Source organism: Enterococcus avium (assembly GCF_002891025.1).
In the GTDB taxonomy this organism is placed as follows: Bacteria; Bacillota; Bacilli; order Lactobacillales; family Enterococcaceae; genus Enterococcus_A; species Enterococcus_A avium.
Window position 1 is genome coordinate 320,926 of record NZ_NBSL01000002.1, and the last position, 20,579, is coordinate 341,504.

17 protein-coding genes are annotated in these 20,579 nt (G+C 39.9%); 9 read left to right on the top strand and 8 right to left on the bottom strand.

The genetic code is table 11. The features are described from left to right. Window positions 1–28: 28 nt before the first annotated feature. From nrdF to nrdH, 3 genes are all read right to left on the bottom strand, one after another. A complete protein-coding gene (gene nrdF / locus AUF14_RS01675) occupies window positions 29–994 on the bottom strand; it encodes a class 1b ribonucleoside-diphosphate reductase subunit beta (protein ID WP_016180416.1) in 966 nt (321 codons plus the stop codon). A gap of 227 nt (window positions 995–1,221) precedes the next feature. Beyond that, on the bottom strand, window positions 1,222–3,381 hold the full coding sequence (gene nrdE / locus AUF14_RS01680) for a class 1b ribonucleoside-diphosphate reductase subunit alpha (RefSeq protein WP_016180417.1): 2,160 nt from the start codon (window positions 3,379–3,381) through the stop codon (window positions 1,222–1,224). A gap of 322 nt (window positions 3,382–3,703) precedes the next feature. Further along, window positions 3,704–3,922 carry a glutaredoxin-like protein NrdH gene (nrdH, locus tag AUF14_RS01685; RefSeq protein ID WP_016180418.1) on the bottom strand — a complete coding sequence of 73 codons (219 nt, stop codon included), beginning with the start codon at window positions 3,920–3,922 and terminating at the stop codon, window positions 3,704–3,706. Window positions 3,923–4,315: 393 nt separating this feature from the next. Between nrdH and AUF14_RS01690 the strand changes: the two genes are divergently transcribed. From AUF14_RS01690 to AUF14_RS01710, 5 genes are all read left to right on the top strand, one after another. Then, entirely contained in the window at window positions 4,316–4,786 is a 471-nt protein-coding gene (locus AUF14_RS01690; protein WP_016180419.1) for a FeoA family protein, read from the top strand. Further along, window positions 4,787–6,949 (top strand): ferrous iron transport protein B, encoded by a 2,163-nt coding sequence (gene feoB / locus AUF14_RS01695; RefSeq protein ID WP_016180420.1) that lies wholly within the window; start codon window positions 4,787–4,789, stop codon window positions 6,947–6,949. Further along, window positions 6,937–7,071, top strand: a complete 135-nt coding sequence (locus tag AUF14_RS01700) for a FeoB-associated Cys-rich membrane protein (RefSeq protein ID WP_016180421.1) — start codon at window positions 6,937–6,939, stop codon at window positions 7,069–7,071. The genes feoB and AUF14_RS01700 overlap by 13 nt, the downstream gene beginning before the upstream one ends. A 279-nt stretch (window positions 7,072–7,350) precedes the next feature. Further along, a complete protein-coding gene (locus tag AUF14_RS01705) occupies window positions 7,351–8,052 on the top strand; it encodes a MarR family winged helix-turn-helix transcriptional regulator (protein WP_016180422.1) in 702 nt (233 codons plus the stop codon). Between the two features lie 199 nt (window positions 8,053–8,251). After that, complete coding sequence (locus tag AUF14_RS01710) at window positions 8,252–10,027, top strand: ABC transporter ATP-binding protein (RefSeq protein ID WP_016180423.1); 1,776 nt, start codon at window positions 8,252–8,254, stop codon at window positions 10,025–10,027. Window positions 10,028–10,078: 51 nt separating this feature from the next. Here the strand turns inward: AUF14_RS01710 and leuD are convergent, their stop codons facing one another. The 4 genes from leuD to AUF14_RS01730 form a co-directional block, all read right to left on the bottom strand. After that, on the bottom strand, window positions 10,079–10,663 hold the full coding sequence (gene leuD, locus AUF14_RS01715) for a 3-isopropylmalate dehydratase small subunit (protein WP_016180424.1): 585 nt from the start codon (window positions 10,661–10,663) through the stop codon (window positions 10,079–10,081). Further along, a complete protein-coding gene (leuC, locus tag AUF14_RS01720; RefSeq protein WP_016180425.1) occupies window positions 10,663–12,036 on the bottom strand; it encodes a 3-isopropylmalate dehydratase large subunit in 1,374 nt (457 codons plus the stop codon). The genes leuD and leuC overlap by 1 nt, the downstream gene beginning before the upstream one ends. 2 nt (window positions 12,037–12,038) lie before the next feature. Continuing rightward, window positions 12,039–13,088 (bottom strand): 3-isopropylmalate dehydrogenase, encoded by a 1,050-nt coding sequence (gene leuB / locus AUF14_RS01725; protein WP_016180426.1) that lies wholly within the window; start codon window positions 13,086–13,088, stop codon window positions 12,039–12,041. An 85-nt stretch (window positions 13,089–13,173) separates the two neighbouring features. Beyond that, window positions 13,174–14,688, bottom strand: coding sequence for a 2-isopropylmalate synthase (locus AUF14_RS01730; RefSeq protein ID WP_016180427.1), 1,515 nt, complete (start codon window positions 14,686–14,688; stop codon window positions 13,174–13,176). A 611-nt stretch (window positions 14,689–15,299) separates the two neighbouring features. Here AUF14_RS01730 and AUF14_RS01735 point away from each other — a divergent pair. Next, the gene (locus AUF14_RS01735; RefSeq protein WP_016180428.1) at window positions 15,300–16,961 is read left to right on the top strand and encodes a peptide ABC transporter substrate-binding protein; all 1,662 of its coding nucleotides are present in this window, start codon (window positions 15,300–15,302) and stop codon (window positions 16,959–16,961) included. A gap of 101 nt (window positions 16,962–17,062) precedes the next feature. Here AUF14_RS01735 and AUF14_RS01740 read toward each other — a convergent pair whose 3' ends face one another. Further along, entirely contained in the window at window positions 17,063–17,407 is a 345-nt protein-coding gene (locus AUF14_RS01740; protein ID WP_016180429.1) for a DUF3899 domain-containing protein, read from the bottom strand. A gap of 135 nt (window positions 17,408–17,542) precedes the next feature. On the opposite strand from AUF14_RS01740, the gene opp3b reads away from it, so the two are divergent. From opp3b to AUF14_RS01755, 3 genes are read left to right on the top strand one after another with little or no spacing between them, the layout of a single operon-like run. Continuing rightward, entirely contained in the window at window positions 17,543–18,484 is a 942-nt protein-coding gene (gene opp3b / locus AUF14_RS01745; RefSeq protein ID WP_016180430.1) for an oligopeptide ABC transporter permease, read from the top strand. After that, the gene (gene opp3C / locus AUF14_RS01750) at window positions 18,484–19,518 is read left to right on the top strand and encodes an oligopeptide ABC transporter permease (protein WP_016180431.1); all 1,035 of its coding nucleotides are present in this window, start codon (window positions 18,484–18,486) and stop codon (window positions 19,516–19,518) included. Before opp3b ends, opp3C begins: the two co-directional genes overlap by 1 nt. A 7-nt stretch (window positions 19,519–19,525) precedes the next feature. Then, a complete protein-coding gene (locus tag AUF14_RS01755) occupies window positions 19,526–20,572 on the top strand; it encodes an ABC transporter ATP-binding protein (RefSeq protein ID WP_016180432.1) in 1,047 nt (348 codons plus the stop codon). Window positions 20,573–20,579 lie beyond the last annotated feature (7 nt).

A 20,579-nucleotide genomic window follows, 5' to 3' on the forward strand; every position in this document is an offset into this window, starting at 1 on the left:
CGCAAGAAACTGCGGGCTGCATTTTGCTTTATTCTAAACCAATCAAATAATCATCATCATTCATGGCTTCCACTTGACCAAGCAAGTAGCCATTGCCGACTTGTGAGAAGAAATCATGGTTACTAGTTCCGGTGGAAATCCCGTTCATAACGATCGGGTTCACATCATCTGCGGTATCTGGGAAAAGTGGATCCATGCCTAGATTCATCAAAGCTTTATTGGCATTGTAGCGCAAGAACGTTTTGACTTCTTCGGTCCAGCCGATTTCATCGTATAATTCTTCGGTATAACGTTCTTCATTTTCGTACAATTCATACAATAAATCGTACATCCATTCCTTCAAACGTTCTTGTTCTTCTTCGGTTTGTTCGTTGAATCCGCGTTGGAATTTGTAACCAATGTAGGTGCCATGAACCGATTCATCACGAATGATCAATTTGATGATCTCCGCTACATTGGCCAACTTATTATTTCCTAAATAATATAGAGGTGTGTAAAAACCAGAATAGAAAAGGAAAGTCTCAAGAAAGACACTGGCGATTTTCTTTTCTAATGGTGTGCCGTTTTTATAGATCTCGTTGATCCGTTCGGCCTTTTTTTGCAGGTATTGATTGGTATTGGTCCATTCAAAGATTTCATTGATTTCCGTTTTGGTATTCAAGGTACTGAAAATTGATGAATAGCTTTTCGCGTGAACAGATTCCATAAATTGAATATTGTTCAAGACAGCTTCTTCGTGGGGCGTCCGAACATCTTTACGCAGCTGATCCATTCCGCTTTCTGATTGGACGGTATCCAATAAGGTCAGACCGCCGAATACATAACCCACAGTTTGTTTTTCTAGGTCAGATAGTTTACGCCAATCGTCTAAGTCGTTAGACAACGGAATCCGTGTATCCAACCAAAATTGTTCAGTCAATTTTTCCCACGTCGATTTATCGATGACGTCTTCGATTTCATTCCAGTTAATGGCTTCATAATAAGTTTCTGCCATGGATATTCCCCCTATTTCGTATTAATAAATTTATTTTTTTAAAGTCCAAAAAAATAAATTTAATGCTCTCCACGTATATCATCCAACTATACATGTTCATATCTAATATAAATCAATTTGTCCTGTTTTAAGTGAATGAAAACTGTGAAAAGTTGGCCTGACATCCTAAAGTAGTTATTTACGCAGAGCATTCCCTCTCGAACAGAAGTGCGAGAGGGAACAATGATTTAGATTACACAGCTTTCACATTGGTTTGAGCCAATTTCTTCGGCATCATCAGTAAATGTTCGAACGTAATAAATGGATTTACAGCCCTTATAAAAAGCGTAGTTACGCAGGATGTTCAAATCACGTGTTGTTTGTTTGCTTTCAGTTTTCCATTCATATAGTCCTTCAGGAATTTCCGAACGCATAAACAAGGTCAAGCTCATTCCTTGGTCGATATGTTGCTGAGCAGTCGCATAAACGTCAATGACTTTGCGCATATCCATATCATAGGCAGAAGTATAATAAGGCAAGGTTTCATTATTCAAGTAAGGCGCTGGATAATAGATCTTACCGATTTTCTTTTCTTGACGCTCTTCAATTAAACGAGTGATTGGGTGTAAGCTGGCACTTGTATCGTTAATATAAGAAATCGAACCATTTGGTGCAACAGCTAACCGATTTTGGTGGTATAGGCCATCTTTTTGAACAGCTTCTTTTAGTGCTTGCCAATCTTCGGCAGTTGGGACAAAGATATCCTTGAAGATTTCTTTGACTTTATCTGTTTTAGGAACAAATTCGCCAGTCGTGTATTTATCAAAATATGAGCCATCAGCATAGGCTGATTTTTCAAAGTTATGGAAGGTTGTCTGGCGTTCTTTTGCTAATTCATTGCTTTCCATCAAAGTCCAGTAGTTAAGCAGTGTGAAATAAATATTTGTGAAGTCAATTGATTCTTCTGAACCATATTCCATCAAGTGTTTCGCAAAGAAGCTGTGCAGGCCCATCGCACCTAAACCGATCGTATGATTTAGTTTATTCCCATTTTGAATCGAAGGAACGACGTCAATATCGGATTCATCTGTTACAAAAGTTAGAGCACGAACCATTGTCCGAACAGATTGACCAAAATCGGGACTTTCCATCAAGTTCACGATATTGGTTGAACCAAGATTACATGAAATATCTGTTCCTAATACATCATATTCTTGCCGACCATTGATCGTAGAAGGTGTTTGTACTTGCAGAATCTCAGAACATAAATTACTCATGACAATTTTTCCATCCACTGGATTTGCACGGTTTGCTGTATCAATGTTGATGATATAAGGATAACCAGATTCTTGCTGCAATTTTGAGATTTCATTTTCTAAATCGCGGGCACGAATTTTTTTCTTGCGAATATTTGGATTTGCGACTAAATTATCGTATTCCTTCGTAATATCTACATAAGAATAAGGAACACCGTATTCACGTTCAATGCCGTAAGGACTAAACAAATACATATCTTCATTTTTACGAGCCAATTCGTAAAATTTATCTGGCACAGTCACACCAAGAGAAAGAGTCTTCACACGGATTTTTTCGTCGGCGTTTTCCTTTTTGGCAGATAGGAACATTTCAATATCCGGATGGAAGACGTCTAAGTAAACGACACCAGCACCTTGACGTTGGCCTAATTGGTTCGAATAAGAAAAGCTGTCTTCAAATAATTTCATAACAGGAACGACACCACTAGCAGCGCCATCATAACCTTTAATCGGTGAACCGGCTTCACGCAAGTTCGATAGATTGATTCCGACACCGCCGCCGATGCGTGATAATTGCAAAGCGGAGTTGATTGACCGCCCAATACTATTCATATCGTCCGTTACTTGAATTAAGAAACAAGAAACCAATTCTCCACGACGTTTGCGGCCCGCATTCAAGAAGGATGGGGTAGCAGGCTGGTAACGTTGATGGATCATTTCATCTGCTAAGGATAAAGCTAATTTTTCATCGCCGTCTGCAAAGTATAAGGCATTGAAAGCAACCCGATCCTCATAGCTTTCTAAATATTCCGTTCCATCATTGCTTTTCAACGCATACTGAGAATAAAACTTATATGCCGCCATAAATGATTTAAAGGTAAAATTTTGTTCCTCTAAATAGGTATAAAGTTTTTCGATAAAAGCAGTCGTATATTTTGCAAGAAACTCGGCCTCTAAAAATTCTTCTTCTATTAAATAGTTGATTTTCTCTTGCACTGAAGAAAATGCATGGGTATTTGGTTCAACATTTTCTTTGAAAAAAGCGGCTAATGCTTCTTTATCTTTATTTAGTGGAATCTGTCCATTCACTGGACGATTAATTTCGTTATTCAGCTTGAAGTAAGATACTTCACCTAGGTCTTTCAGGCTCATTTCGTCACATCTTTCTATATATAGTGTCTGTATGTTTTTGTTTTGGCTGACTAATCGTTCAAATAAGTTTCTTCACCAGTGATCAATTGTGAATCAATATTTACTCTTTCACTAAGCAAACTGTAAAAAGGTGGAACTGGGAATAAAGAAAACTTTGCAATCGTGGATCGCAAAGTTTTCGAAAAAAGGTGCTCTAGAAGTAGCTTATTCGGAAATAATTCTTCTTATTGCTGTGAGACACAGCGATTGTTCATCTGAACTAATCTGGAACAGTACCTAATTGGTACTTGAAGCAAAACGCTTCTGCCGCAACCTTTCAAATTTACGCTAATGCTTTCAATTGATCTGGACGAAAACCGATGATGGCTTGTTGTCCGCCGAAAATAACTGGGACACTTTGGAAACCTTGATCTTTTAGAAAACCTAGAGCTTCGGGTTCATTGTCGATGTTGATTTCTTCGAATGAAATTTGATTTTCGGTTAAATAACGCTTTGTCATTTTGCACTGCATACAATTATTTTTTGAATAGACTTTTACCATAAGACTACCTCCCTTGATTTCTACAATTACTAGTATAAAAGATGTAGGGAAAAAGTCAATCGTTAAACACCATATATTGTGTTGGTAGATTATTGGTATACTACTCTTTGTGTTTTTTGCAAAAAGGTTGAAAACGGATAGCTGCAAAGAAAAATCCCTTTACAGAATTAGAAAAACTGCTATAAGATGTTTTTTTACAAGGAAAAAGTTTTTTTAATAACGAGAAAAACAGGATCGAACCAAATAAATCAATGATTGTCAAACAACTTGCTCAGAAAAAAGAGAAAATCTTCGACCATTTATTGACTTTGCACTCAAATGAAGCTATTCTTAGTGAGAAAGATTCTCATTATTAATTAGATGCAAAAGTCGAACAGTAAGGTGGAGGAAAATATGACAACTTTGGCAGATATTTCATTGAACTATGTCGTTCAGATTAGCGAAATGCCTTTAGAAAATGATTTAAAGCACCGGTTACAGGACTTGGGAATGATTGTCGGTTCAAAAGTTGCCGTCGTAAATCATTCTGGCGATAATGGCATTATTCTACTACATAATACACGACTGGCTTTATCCCAGTCTTTACTTAAGCAGATACTTGTGAAGGAACTAACGGAAGATCAAGAAACTTGGGTTTCGCTTGACCAATTAAATGCAGGCGAAGAAGGCGTTGTAGTGAATGTTCACGGCAGCGGGTCGATCAAACGTCGCTTAATGGATATGGGTTTAACAAAAGGCACAGCAGTAAAAGTTGTCAAACTGGCTCCTTTAGGTGATCCAATTGAACTTCGTGTTCGTGGATATGAGCTGAGTTTACGAAAAAGCGAATCAGAGATGGTGGTTGTATCGAAGGAGGTAGAATAAATGGCTAAGATACATATTGCTTTAGCAGGAAATCCCAACAGCGGAAAAACGAGCACTTTTAATGTTTTAACCGGAACCAACCAATTTGTGGGAAATTGGCCAGGCGTAACGGTTGAACGTAAAGAGGGGATCTATAAGAAGGATTCTGAAGTAAGTATTGATGACCTGCCAGGAATTTATTCACTATCGCCTTACTCTCCAGAAGAAGTAGTGGCTCGGGATTATTTACTCTCAGGCACGCCGGATGCCATCATTAATATTATTGATGGGACGAACCTCGAGCGTAATCTTTACTTAACGACACAACTGATCGAAACAGGAATTCCAGTAGTCGTTGCTGTGAATATGATGGACATCATCAAAAAAAGTGGTAAGCAGATTAATCTAGAGAAGCTTGCTTATGCTTTAGGTGTTCCAGTAGTAGGAATCAGTGCATTAAGGAATTGGGGACTGGATAAAGCAGTCAGCGAAGCCCTTCATCTAGTTAAAAAAGGAGTAGAGGAAGTCAATTTTCCTCACTATGATAAACGTTTAGAGGCGGCCTTAAGTGAAATCGAAGATGTTTTAGGCAGTACGGTTGTTGCTAAGTATAGCCGCTGGTACAGTTTGAAATTATTTGAACGGGATGAACGCGCACAAAAGGGCTTAAATCTGAGTCCGATTCAGGAAAAAGAGTTGCAAGAGATTATAAAGATCACAGAGAAAATCTTCGGTGAGGATGCGGAAAGCTTAGTTATTAATGAGCGTTATAATTTCATAACCGATTTGAAAACGTTATGTGTCATTGATGAGGATCAGTTTAAGCTATCGATCTCAGACAAAATAGATCGAATTGTAACCAATCGTTTTTTAGCATTGCCGATTTTTGCGTTAGTCATGTGGTTAATCTATTATATTGCAATCCAAACAGTTGGGGCGATGGGAACGGATTGGGTGAATGATAATTTATTTGGCGATATCGTGCCAAATTTTGTCAGCTCGACTTTGCAGTCGTGGAATGTTGCTGAATGGATGCAAAGCTTGATATTAGATGGAATCATTGCTGGAGTGGGAGCTGTTTTAGGCTTCCTTCCACAATTAATGGTGCTTTTCTTATGTTTGGCGCTTTTGGAAGATTGCGGCTATATGTCTCGAATTGCATTTGTTATGGATCGAATCTTCCGTAAGTTCGGTTTATCCGGGAAGTCATTCATTCCTATGTTGATTGCGACAGGCTGTGGTGTACCTGGAGTAATGGCCAGTCGTACGATTGAAAATGAAAAAGATCGACGAATGACGGCAATGTTGACGACATTTATGCCTTGTTCGGCAAAACTGCCGATCATTGCTCTAATTGCTGGAGCATTCTTCCCCAATAGTAGCTGGGTAGCACCATCAGCATACTTTGTTGGAATGGGTGCCATCGTTTTATCGGGAATCGCTTTAAAGAAAACCAAACTGTTTGCTGGTGACCCAACACCATTTATTATGGAGCTTCCCTTATACCATATGCCTCGAATCGGCAATACAGTACGGTATACCTATGATCATAGTAAAGCTTTCGTTAAACGTGCTGGAACAATCATTTTTGTATCTAGTATCGTGATCTGGTTTATTTCCAGCTACAACTTCTCGTTACAAGCGGTAAATGAAAATGACAGCATTTTAGCTGCTTTGGGTGGCTTGATTGCACCATTATTTGCTCCATTGGGTTGGGGCGACTGGCGTGGAGCGGTTGCAGCGATTACTGGTCTGGTAGCAAAAGAGAATGTGATTGGGACCTTCGGAATTTTGTATCGTCATGCCGAAGTTGCTGAAAATGGCGTAGAAATCTGGAAGTCGTTACAGGCAGCCTATACACCGATTGCTGGTTATTCGTTCTTAGTCTTTAACTTGCTATGTGCACCTTGTTTTGCCGCAATTGGTGCAATCCATCGTGAAATGGGTGATATCAAGTGGACGTGGCGTGCGATCGGTTACCAATGTAGTTTGGCTTATGCTGTAAGTTTTGTTGTCTATCAATTCGGTCATGTGATGTTTGAAAACGGGAAGTTCGGTATTGGTTTAATCTTAGCGGCTTTCGTACTTGCTGCGATGATTTACTTCATCGTAAGACGCCCTGTTAAACAAGCACCGACGATTACAATCGAAGAAATCAAAGAGGTGAAAGAATGGCAACTATAATATTGAGTATCTTAATCTTTGGTGGTGCTGGAGTGGTTGTTTATCGAAGAATCAAAAATGGCAGCTCATGCGAAGACTGTGACAGTGGTTGTCCAGTAAAAGAGGAACAGCATAAACATTAATCTGAAGTAAGAGCCTAGTGAATCTCACTAGGTTCTTTTTTGTCATTCATGCTCTTAACCATTTAATTGAATAAATAAAAAAATATTACAAAGTTGTTGACAACTGTTCGGTACCGAACTATAATGGCAAACGTAATAAAGTTAGGTACCGAACTTTATCGTTATTTCTCTAAATTTTGACAGTATTAGAAAAGATTAGCCAATAACGATGAGCTCGTTTCCAACAAACGAAGAAGAAGTTACGGTACGAATATCAATAATAGTAAGGAGATCCTTTTTATGAGTGAGTTTACAAAAGATTTGATGCGTCAGCTGCGTTTTATTAGTTCAGCTAGTAATGCATTTATGAGTACAAGACAGAAGTTAACTGGTCAGCAACGAGTTTTAGCAATTTTGGTAAAAGAAGACGGACTAATCCAAAGCCAATTAGCTGAAATTCTTGATATTCGCCCAAGTTCCTTAGCAGAGTTAATGAAGAAAATGGAGAAAAGTAACGATGTTCTGCGAAAAGAAGAAAAGCATGACAAACGAATCAAACGTGTTTTCCTAACTGAAAAAGGAAGACAAAAGGCGAAAAAAATAAGTCATGTCGGTGAGGATATGAGTGAAGCCTTCTTTGCCGGATTGACGGAAGAAGAACAGGAAAATTTCAGCGAGTATCTGCAAAAGATTTCCGCTGGCTGGCAGGAAGAGTTTCAAAAACAAGCAGGACGATTTGTTGATCCAATGGATCGTTTGCGTCAGATGCAAGCAATGCGTGAACATTTCGCTGAAAATTGGCAAGAGGATTGGCAAAATCTTTCGCGAGAAGAGCAGCATCTTATACGGCATCAAATGCAACGGGAGATGCGCAATGCGTCACGAGAGTTTTCTCGGAATTTCAATCATGATTTTCGTCGAAACTTTTGCGGCAATCCTGACTGCTATAACGGACCAGACAAAACGAAAGGTCCAGAAAATACAGAATGGGACGATTTTTAACATAGAAGGGAAATTGGTTTCGTATAAATAAATGAGGATGTCAGTTCAACTTTTCGCAGAAAGTATAGGCGAAAAGGTACTCAGTAAAAAAGTGAATTAATTGATTGAGCGCATTAGTTGAATGGTATACGGCATTCGAATCAAACTAATTTTTTCTAAAAAAAATTAGTAGATTTACGCGAATAAGGAGGTACCAATTATGGATCGGGATATGAGTATAGCGCCTGAAGAAACAATTAAAGAAGAAAAGAAGAGTAACTATAAATTAAAAGATTTTTTACGTTTGATTATGAGTGTCAATCCTAAGAAATCACTGTTTGCTATCGGTTTGTTTTTGAGTCTATTAACAAGTGGGGCAAGCTTGATCGTTCCGCAATTGACGAAAGGATTAATTGATACAAGTAAATTGGCACAAATCGACAAAAGGATGCTGATTGTTTTAGTTTTGGCTTTCGTAGCACAACTAGCATTTGGTGCGATTGGCAGCTTTTTATTGCGATATGTTGGTGAAAGTGCTGTTAAAACGTTACGAGAAAAATTATGGAGCCATTTATTACAAATGCCCGTGGGTTACTATGATGATCATAAATCAGGTGAGAGCAGCTCACGGCTGGTGAATGACACGACAGTTATTAAAGATTTAGTCGCAACGCAGTTTCCTAATTTTATTACTGGTGCGATCCAATTAGTTGGATCTATGATTATTCTATTTGTAATGGATTGGAAAATGGCGGCGATGATGTTCTTAGCAGTGCCGATCATGGCATTGATTATGATGCCGATTGGACGAATTATGTCACGCTTGGGTCGGCAATTGCAGGCGGCAACCGCTGACTTCAATGCGGAAGCCAGTGAAAAGTTATCTGAGATTCGTCTGATTAAATCAAGCAATGGTGAAGAATTTGAAAAGAACAGCGGCGGTTCATTTATCAATAAGATTTTTAACTTAGGAATTAAAGATGCAAAAGTTGAAGCGATGTTGCAGCCAATCATCACGACGGTTATGTTAGGATTGTTTGTCGGCATTTTAGGTTATGGCGCAGTCCGGGTCCAAGCGGGTACATTGACGAGTGGGCAATTAGTAGCTTTCTTGTTGTATCTATTTAATATCATGATGCCAGCAGCTAGTTTTGCGATGTTTTTCTCACAAGTACAAAAGACCATGGGCGCGACTGAACGAATCGAACAAATTCTGAAAACAGAATTAGAACCCATTGAAATAGGAAAAGCAGTTGATGTAGCAGGTAAGACGATCAAAGCAGAAAATCTTTCCTTCCATTATGTAGCGCATCGTCCGATTCTGAAAAATGTTTCCTTTGAAGCGAAACCAAATACCGTGATTGCTTTCGCAGGTCCAAGTGGAGGCGGAAAATCTACTATTTTTGCTTTATTGGAACGCTTTTATCAACCAACAGGCGGTACAGTTAAAATTGGTGATGAAAGAATCGATGATCTTAGTCTAACGAATTGGCGTTCACAAATTGGCTATGTATCACAAGATAGTGCTGTTTTTGCTGGGAGCATTCGTGAGAATTTGCAGTATGGGTTAGATCGAACATTAACAGAGAAAGAATTGTGGCATGGATTAGAATTAGCCTATGCCGATCAATTTGTCCGTGAATTTCCCGATCAATTAGAAACGGAGCTAGGGGAACGCGGAGTGAAATTATCTGGAGGACAAAAGCAACGGATTGCTATTGCTCGTGCATTTTTACGTGATCCAAAAATTCTAATGCTGGATGAAGCAACTGCTAGCTTGGATTCACAATCTGAGGAAAAGGTTCAGCGAGCGTTGGATCAATTGATGGAAGGGCGGACAACATTGGTAATCGCTCATCGTTTATCAACGATTGTGGATGCTGATCATATTTACTTTATTGAAAAAGGCGAAGTGACCGGTCATGGAACTCATAGTGAGTTAATCGCCAGTCATCCGCTTTATGCGCAATATGTGCAGGAACAAGTGGTAAATTAAAAAGAGCGTATCAAAACTTTTTATTATAAAGTTTTGATACGCTCTTTTCGTTTATTCGTAAGTAGGTATTTTTTCTTCGTATGCAGTGATTTCATCTTCATACTGCAGGGTAATGCTAATATCATCTAACCCATTTGCCAATTTCTCTTTCCAGGTCGGATCAATTTGAAAGGCGTAGGTGGCTTCAGCAGTCTGAATCTCTTGTTTAGGCAGATCAATCGTGATTGTCTGATCTGCCGGGATTTGACTAAGAATTTCACGGACACTTTGATCCATACGAATTGGCAGCAGGCCATTTTTCAAAGCATTCATATAGAAGATATCGCTATAGCTGCCGGCAATGACTGCTTTGAAGCCGTAGTCTTGAATGGCCCAAGCTGCGTGTTCCCGAGAAGAGCCAGAACCAAAGTTTTCTCCAGAGATTAAGATAGTTGCGTCTTTTCGTTCAGGAGCGTTTAAGATAAATGCAGGATTTGGTGATCCATCTTCTAAGAAGCGCCATTCATCAAAAAGATGTTTACCAAAACCAGCTTTATCGACTTGTTTCAAAAAGCCTTTAGGGATGATTTGGTCAGTATCGATGTTATCATTCATTAGTGGAACAGTTTTTCCTGTATAAGTCGTAAATTTTTCCATTAGATGACCTCCTTGCGGCTATCGACAAAGTTTCCATGAATGGCTGCCAATGCGGCCATCGCTGGACTACAAAGGTGTGTGCGAGCATCTTTACCTTGGCGTCCTTGGAAATTTCGATTAGATGTTGAAGCACAATGAACACCAGCTGGTACTCGGTCAGGGTTCATCCCTAGACACATGGAGCAGCCAGGTTCGCGCCATTCAAAACCAGCCTCGATAAAAACTTTGTCCAATCCAATTTTTTCAGCTGCTTTACGGACGGGTCTTGAACCGGGAACGACGATGGCGGTAACATTGTCATGAACTTTCTTACCTTCCACGATTTTTGCCGCTTCCTGCAAGTCAGACAGTCGACCATTCGTACAAGAACCAATAAAGACATAGCCGATTGGAATATCAGTCGGTGTTTGACCAGGTTTTAGATCCATGTAATCATAAGCTTTTTGCAGATCCGGTGATGTGGCTGCCGGAAACGTGCCATCAAACGGCACGCCCATCTCAGGATTCGTACCCCAAGTCACGAAAGGAACTAATTCGTTGACATCAAGCGTTAGAACTTTATCATAATGAGCATCTTCGTCTGTATAAAGTTCTTTCCAATCATTGATCGCGGCTTCCATATTCTTCGGAGCGTATTCGCGGCCAGCCACATACTCAAAAGTCTTTTCATCTGGAGCGATCAAACCGATTTTCGCGCCGCCTTCGATTGCCATGTTGCAAATTGTCATGCGTTCTTCCATCGAAAGGTTTTCAATCGTTTCGCCACAAAATTCCGCACCGTATCCTACGCCGAAATCCGTTCCATATTTAGCGATTAGCGCCAAGATGATATCTTTTGCATAGACACCTTTTGGTAATTTCCCAGTAATTTTAATTCCCATATTCTTCGGTTTGTTTTGCCAAAGACTCTGAGTTGCAAAAACATGTTCCACCTCGCTGGTGCCGATCCCGAAGGCAAGTGCACCGAAAGCACCGTGAGTTGCGGTGTGTGAATCCCCACAAACAATTGTTTTACCCGGTTGCGTCAGACCGGTTTCCGGTCCGACCATGTGAACGATCCCCTGGCGATCACTACCGTTGTCACAAAGCTGGACACCAAATTCTTGGCAATTTTCTCTCAAGGTATCAATTTGTTTTTTTGCCACTAGGTCAGTGAAATTAAAAATATCGACAGTCGGTGTATTATGATCCATCGTCGCAAACGTCCGCTCAGGATGACGCAATGTTCGACCTGCTTCACGAATTCCCGCAAAAGCTTGAGGGGAGGTGACTTCATGAATCAAATGCAAATCAATGTAAAGCAATTGCGGGGAGCCTTCTTCGCCATGAACGACGTGACGATCCCACAGTTTATCAAATAGTGTTTTTCCCATAATTATGCTTCCTCCAATTCTTGAATCACCGCGTCGGTAAATTCGGCTGTCGTTGCTTGTCCACCCAAGTCATGAGTAAAGAGCCCTTTAGATAGAACTGTATCACAGGACTTTTCAATTGCTTTGGCCGCTTGTTCTTCTTGGAATGATTGTCGTAGCATCATCGCCACTGACAAAATCATTGAGATTGGATTTGCGATTCCTTTTCCCGCGATATCTGGAGCCGAACCGTGGATCGGTTCGTACAGAGAAGGTCCGCTATCGCTGTGACTTGCACTTGGCAGCACACCCAATGAGCCTGGTAGTACAGAAGCTTCATCGCTCAAAATGTCGCCGAAAAGATTTTCCGTTACGATTACATCAAATGCTTTAGGATTTTGAATCAGTTTCATTGTTGCCGAATCAACATATTGATGCTCTAGTTGACAATCTGGATATTCTTTTGCGACTTCTTCCGCAGTCGATCGCCATAATTTGCTAGAAGCGAGAACATTTGCTTTATCGACTGAGGTCACTTTTTTATCTCGTCCTTGAGCAATTTTAAAGGCTGAATGAAGAATACGTTCGATTTCCACTTTGTGGTAACGAGCTGTATCGTAAGCCATCGTATCGGTCAATTCTCGAGGTTCACCAAAATAAATACCGCTACTCAATTCTCGTACAATAATCAAATCAGTGCCTTCAAGAATCTCTGGTTTTAAAGGCGACAGATGGAGCAGGGCTGAGGAAACTGAAACTGGCCGAATGTTCGCGAATAAGTTCAAAGACTTTCTCAATGCGAGTAAACCTTTTTCTGGAGTATCCTGCATTTTTTCCCATTTCGGACCGCCGATTGCTCCCAAAAGAATCGCGTCAGCCGCCTGACAAGTAGTGAGTGTTTTTTCTGGAAGAGAAGCACCAGCTTCATCAATTCCTGCACCCCCAAAAGGAAGTTCTTCAAGTTCAAATGTATGCGCGCATTTCTTTTCGACAGCTGCTAGTACCTGCAGCCCACTGTCCATAATTTCTGGTCCAATACCGTCTCCGGCTAAAACAACAATTTTACTATTCATGTATCTGCTCCTATCTCATATAAAAGTATTCATTTTTCGAAAATGTGTATCTAAGTAATCCATTCTTAGGTTTCAGTTTATTTAACTACCCATTTTGTTTTAAGTGATTACTGGCTTGAACGTAAGCTTTGGCTGATGCATGAAGGACATCGAAATCGACGCCGATTCCGCGAAATTCATCGTTGCTTTTCTTATCTCGCAGAGTCACACGGACTTCAGCTTGAGCGTCTTCTCCGCCAGTCAATGCTTGAATTTCATATTCAGTTAGTTCAGGATCTTGCTGGAGTAATTCATCGATAGTATTGTAGATCGCTTGAATACTTCCGGAACCAATCTGAGAAGCTACTTGCGTTTCGTTTTCTTCATTAATAATAGAGACAATCGCTCCTTGATAGCCATTTGAGCTGTATTGAACTTGAACATCCGTTAGCTTGTATTTTTCGGTTTCTTCTCGATATTGATCTGCGAGCAGGGCGATTAAATCCTTATCAGTAATTTGTTTCTTTTTATCTGCTAATGCTTTAAAGCGTTTGAAAGCTTCTTTGCTATCAGTGTCGTTTAATTGATAGCCCAGCTCTTCCAATTTAGCGTTAAAAGCATGACGCCCCGATAATTTTCCAAGTGGAAGAGAATTTTGATTGACGCCTACTAAAGTCGGGGTAATGATCTCGTAAGTCTCTGGATTCTTCAATACACCATCTTGGTGAATGCCAGATTCATGCGCATAGGCATTATCGCCGACGATCGCTTTATTTTTGGGAACCGGAATACCAGAAAGGCGTGAAACCAGTTCACTGGTTCTTTTTGTTTCATTTAATACAATATTTGATTCGCATTGATAAAAGTCTTTGCGAATTGATAGTGCCAAGGCAACTTCTTCCAACGCGGTGTTGCCCGCACGTTCGCCGATTCCGTTAATCGCACCTTCAACGCGGTTCGCGCCATTTTCGATGGCAGCTAGTGCGTTTGCGGTAGCCATTCCTAGATCGTCGTGACAATGGGAAGAAAAGGAGATTTCTTGTTCACTTTGAATATTTTCGATCAGTGATTTAAAAATCGCACCATATTCCGTCGGGTTTGAATATCCGACTGTGTCAGGGACATTAATAATAGTAGCTCCAGCATCAATGGCCGTTTGTACTGCTTCTAATAGGAAATCTTTTTCTGTTCGAGAGGCATCTTCAGGCGAAAACTGAACTTTTTCAAATAAACTACGTGCATAACTGACATGCTTTTTAATAGAAGCAAGAACTTCCTCTCGAGTCATTTTTAATTTGTACTGCATATGGACATCGCTTGTTGCCAAGAACACGTGAATCTGCGGATCAACGGCGTCCTTTAAGGCTTCGTAGGCACGATCAATGTCTTTTTTCTGACAACGCGCTAATCCTGTTACCGTCATATTCTTTACCTGACGCGCAATACTTTGCACTGCTTCAAAATCACCAGGCGAAGCGATCGGGAACCCAGCCTCAATAACATCAACGCCCCATTTTTCTAATTGAAGGGCGATCTGAACTTTTTCTTTCGTATTAAAATTTACTCCCGGTGTCTGTTCACCATCTCTTAATGTGGTGTCAAAAAATTGAATTTTTCTCATTTTTACTCCTCCTTAAATCAAAAACGGGTATAAAAAAAGCACTCCATCGGAAAAGAACCACTTTCTTTTCCGATGCAATGCGAATAGGGACTTTATGAAATGATTTTCAGAAAGTCCCAGCTATAATAATAAAGTTGCGTTGAAAGACTTAATTGATTTTATCATGGCAACCACCCGTTATTGTCAGAATTTTTTAAAAATTGTTGTATTCATCGTATAAAAAAAGAAAAGAATTGTCAATACGATTATGAAAAAAAGATTAGAATACTTTCTAATAAAATTATACGCTGATGAAACGTTGTTGGATGAAAATAAATTCCTTGGATAATTAGAAAGAATTTTTTCTGTAAATGAATATTTAATTATCTATCATGCTTATGTCACTATGCAAGAGTAGAACAGAAAATAGCAAAATAATTTTAGTTTGAAAAAAAATCTTTAGGAGAATTGCCGATTTTACAAGATTTATTAGGAATAATTTGCGAAAAAGCAAAAAATATTAGAACATTCGGAGCATATGGTTTGATTTATTAAAAACAAATGATTAAACTACTCTTCATATTCAGAACTTCATAATTATTCTGAAAATTGAATCAAAAGGGGAAAAAGATATGAGGAACAAATTTGCATATGGTATTATCGCGATTTGCGGGCTCGCATTGGCGGGTTGTTATGGAGGCAATAGCGCAACGACTGATGAGAGCAGTTCGAGTGCGAAAGCTAAGGGAAACGGAACATTTAACTTAGTGGTCCAACAGGAAATGCCGACAGCCGATCTGTCAGTCGCAACAGATACAATCAGTTTTGCTGCACTAAATAATGTTTATGAAGGAATCTACCGTTTAGATAAAGACAACAAGCCACAACCAGCTGGCGCAAGTGAGAAAGTGAAAGTCAGTGATGACGGCAAGACCTATACTGTCAAATTAAGAGAAGATGCCCAATGGTCTAATGGCGACCCAGTTACAGCTAAAGATTATGTTTTTGGCTGGCAGCGTACCGTTAAGCCAGAAACCGCTTCAGAATATGCGTATCTTTTTGAACCTGTTGAAAATGCAGCCGATATCTCTGCTGGTAAAAAAGCTCCAGAGGAATTAGGGATTAAAGCAGTTGGTGATTATGAATTAGAAATCAAATTAGCAAAACCAACACCATATTTTGATTACTTGTTAGCCTTTCCATCATTCTTCCCACAAAACCAGAAGGTCGTGGAAGAAAATGGGAAAGAATACGCGACTAAGAGTGACAAATCTGTTTACAATGGTCCATTCACGTTAGAAGGATTTGACGGACCTGGTACTGATACAGAATGGGAATACAAGAAAAATGATACTTACTGGGATAAAGACGAAGTCAAATTATCTAGTGTAAAAGTTAATGTTGTAAAAGAATCCTCTACTTCATTGAATCTATTTAAAGATGGCGAGGCGGATGATGTCATCTTATCTGGCGAATTGGCACAACAAAATGCCAATGACTCCGCCTATAAATCGTTTAAAGAAGCACGAACAAGCTATCTTGAATACAATCAACGAAAAGCAGATTCACCATGGAAAAACGAAAACTTACGTAAAGCTGTTTCGTATGCCATCAATCGTAAATCTTTAGTGAATCAAGTATTAGGTGACGGCTCAGTCGTATCGACTGGGTTAGTGCCATCAGGTATGTCAAAAAATCCTAAGACTGACGAAGATTTTGCTAAGGAAGCCGGGAAATTAGCACCTTATGATAAAGAAAAAGCCAAAGAATATTGGGATAAAGCGAAAAAAGAGTTAGGCATCGATGAATTGTCCTTCGAGCTGATGGCTTCTGATACAGATTCATCTAAAAAAGTTATTGAGTATATTCAAGGTGTTCTGGAAGACACGTTGCCAGGAATGACCGTGAAACCAACCCCAGTGCCATTTTCTGTTCGATTAGATCGATCAAATGCTGGAGACTTTGATGTCCTACTTGGTGGTTGGGGAGCTGACTATGCTGATCCATCAAGTTTCACTGATTTGTTTGTAACAGGAAACTCATATAACCGCGGACGTTGGAGCAATGAAGAGTATGACAAATTAGTTGATGCTTCTGGCAATAAGGATGCTAGTGACGAAGAAGCTCGATGGGAAGATCTGCAAAAAGCCAATGAGATCATTTCGAAAGAATCAGGTGTCGCACCACTGTACCAACTATCTGAAGCTCATTTAGTTAACGAGAAAGTCAAAGGGATCGTTCATCATCCTGCCGGTGCTTCATGGGACTATAAATGGACGTATGTTGAAGAATAGTCTTAGCGTAAAAGAGGCGTTTCAAGCTTGTTTTAATAATAATTCTGAAGCGTTGATGATAAATAAAGAGAAGTTGGAACGAGCAACGTTCCAACTTCCTTTTAAGTCAATGTCAATAATGCGCAGATGATCGAAGCTAAAATTAAAATAGCTGCAATGATCAACCAAAAAGAATAACGCCCCTGTCCAACTTGCGAAAGGGCTTGGAATTCTGATTTTTTCTTTTGTTTTCTACTGAAGGCTTGATGCATCGAATGCTGAAAGTGGTCAAAGAAGCCTGAAGAAAAAATCCAAAACAAGGTACCAATAATTAGAAATGGTAGTCCAATTAAGAAAAATCGGTTAGATAAGGTTAAAAAAGTAAGTGATCCTTTCAAGATCGAGTAGATCGTGATGATCACCAACAGACCTCCGCCGATTCCAATGGGAAATAATTTATTTTTCATACATACACTCCAATAGTTAATAGCAAATGTGAATCAGAAAACAGTTATTCACAATGTCTTTCTACTCTAAACCATAATAAAAGTAGAAGTCAAAATATAAGAACGGAACATCAGACTTATTTTAGGAGGCACCTCATGGGCAGTTATTTGAAATATTTTTTAAAGCGTGTCTTTTTTATGTTGATTACTCTATGGTTGATTGCTACCATCACATTCTTCTTGATGCAATTATTACCAGGGACACCTTATACCAATCAAGAACGCTTAAGTCCTGAAACGATTGCAATGCTGAATAAGCAAGTTGGTTTAGATAAACCAGTGATCGTTCAATACGGGATTTACCTATCAAACCTTGTACAAGGAAACTTTGGAATTTCCTTCCAATTTAAAAATCAAGCCGTTGCTGCATTGTTAGCTGGTCGAATCGGTCCATCATTGCAATTAGGTTTGCAGGCAATCGTATTTGGTACCTTTGTTGGAATTATCTTAGGCACAATCTCAGCAATGAAGCAAAATTCATGGGCCGATACTGCTTCAACTTTAGTGGCGATCTTAGGACGTTCGATCCCTAACTTTGTATTCGCTGTTTTACTTCAATATATTTTCGCTATGAAATTGCAAGTTTTACCGATTGCCAAATGGGAAGGATTTGCTTATACGATCTTGCCAACTCTGGCGTTAGCTATGTCGCCACTGGCCGATTCGGCTCGTTTCATCCGAACCGAGATGGTGGAGGTGCTTCACAGCGATTACGTTGAACTGGCACGGGCGAAAGGATTGAGCCGATGGGAAATTGCTTTCAGGCATGGATTACGAAATAGCCTGATTCCCTTAATGACCTTATTAGGCCCCTTAGCGGTCGCATTGATGACTGGATCACTCGTGGTTGAAAACATTTTCGCCATTCCAGGAATAGGAGAGCAATTCGTAAAATCAATCATGACCAATGATTATCCAACGATCATGGCCGTAACAATCCTTTACTCATTCATGCTGGTCTTCGTCATTTTAGTCGTTGATCTACTTTATGGGTTGGTTGATCCTCGAATTCGTCTATCAGAAGGGAGCAAAAGCTAATGGAAATGAAATATCCTTCAATCGTTGATATTCCTGCTGATGAATTTCAACCCTTACAAAAAAATACGGAAGAGGAGCGCGAGGAGATTGCGGCCCCTTCGTTGAATTTCTTACAAGATTCTTGGCGTCGTTTGAAGAAAAATAAAGCGGCAGTCATTTCAATGGTGCTTTTGATCGTAATCATCGCGATTTCGATCCTAACAATTTTTGTCTCGCCTCACAATCCAAGCAAGCAGAATGTGGATTTTATTAATTTGCCGCCACGAGTACCTGGAATAAATATCAATGGTCTAAATGGGAAAACCATGGTTGCTGGTGAATTAGTCGATAAATACGCGCAAGCAGATATTCCAGATAACGTAAATTATCTATTAGGAACAGACGGGTTGGGTCGTGATGTGCTAAGCCGTTTGTTCATGGGGACACGGATTTCATTGTTGATCGCCTTTATCGCAGCCCTTTTTGATATAACAATCGGCGTCGCTTACGGATTAATTTCCGGAATGCTAGGCGGCAAAGTCGATAACGCGATGCAACGTTTTTTAGAGATTCTTTCGGGAATCCCAAACTTGGTGGTTATGATCTTGATGCTGGTTGTTTTTGAACCAGGAATATTCTCGATCGTGGCTGCAATGGCGATCACCAACTGGATACCGATGGCACGGATTGTCCGAGCCCAAACCCTTAAGCTGAAAGATCAGGAATATGTTTTAGCGGGAATGACTTTAGGTGAATCAAAATGGAAGATCGCCTTCAAGCATATTATTCCGAACATCTCCAGTGTGATTATTATTCAAATGATGTTCAGTATTCCGACTGCGATTTTCTTCGAAGCCTTTCTAAGTTTTATTGGGTTAGGATTGACACCGCCAGCAGCTTCATTAGGTACTCTATTGAACGATGGATACAAAACATTCTTGTACTTGCCATACTTACTATGGATTCCAGCGGTAACTATCTCGCTGATCATGATTTGTTTCAATTTATTAGCCGATGGTCTACGTGACGCATTCGATCCGAAAATGAAAGAGTGACGATATTATGGAGAAAATTTTAGAAGTAAATAATTTGAACATTTCGTTCGACACCTATGCCGGAAAGGTTCGAGCGATTCGCGGTGTGGATTTTGATTTGAACAAAGGAGAAACTCTGGCAATTGTAGGGGAATCAGGCAGCGGGAAATCTGTTACAACTCGTACGATCATGCGCCTGCTTTCCAGCAATGCCAATATTGATGAAGGACAGATTCTTTTCAAAGGTCAAGACATCGTTAATAAATCAGAAAAGGAAATGCAAAAGATCCGTGGCCGTGAGATTGCAATGATCTTTCAAGACCCCATGACCTCCCTTGATCCTACGATGACAATTGGCAAGCAAGTAGCAGAATCGTTGCGAAAACACAAAAATGTATCGAAGAAGGAAAGCTTAAAAGCGGCGTTAGATTTGTTGAATCTAGTAGGGATACCAGATGCGGAAAAACGCTTGAAAAACTATCCTCATCAATTTTCAGGTGGGCAACGTCAACGGATTGTAATTGCGATTGCGTTAATCTGTAATCCAGAAATTTTGATTGCTGACGAGCCAACGACTGCTTTAGATGTAACGATTCAAGCGCAAATTTTAGAATTATTAAAAGAAATTCAAGAAAAAATTGAAACGTCGATTATTTTTATTACCCATGATCTTGGTGTCGTGGCGAATGTTGCAGATCGCGTAGCTGTAATGTATGCGGGGAAAATTGTAGAAGTTGGAACCGCCGAAGAAATCTTTTATAATCCGCAACATCCATATACCTGGGGATTGCTTGGATCTATGCCGACGCTAGAAAGCGAGAACGATCGTCTGTACGCAATTCCCGGCTCGCCTCCAGACCTATTAGATCCGCCAAAGGGCGATGCCTTTTATCCGCGAAATGAGTTTGCTTTGAAAATCGATGCAGAGCTGGAACCGCCATTTTTTGAATTATCTGACACCCACAAGGCTGCGACTTGGTTGTTAGCACCACAGGCAACAGTAATTGCACCACCAGCCGAAATTCAACGACGTTGGGATATTTTTCGTAAAAAACAAAATCAGTATTCTGCTTAAATCGCGT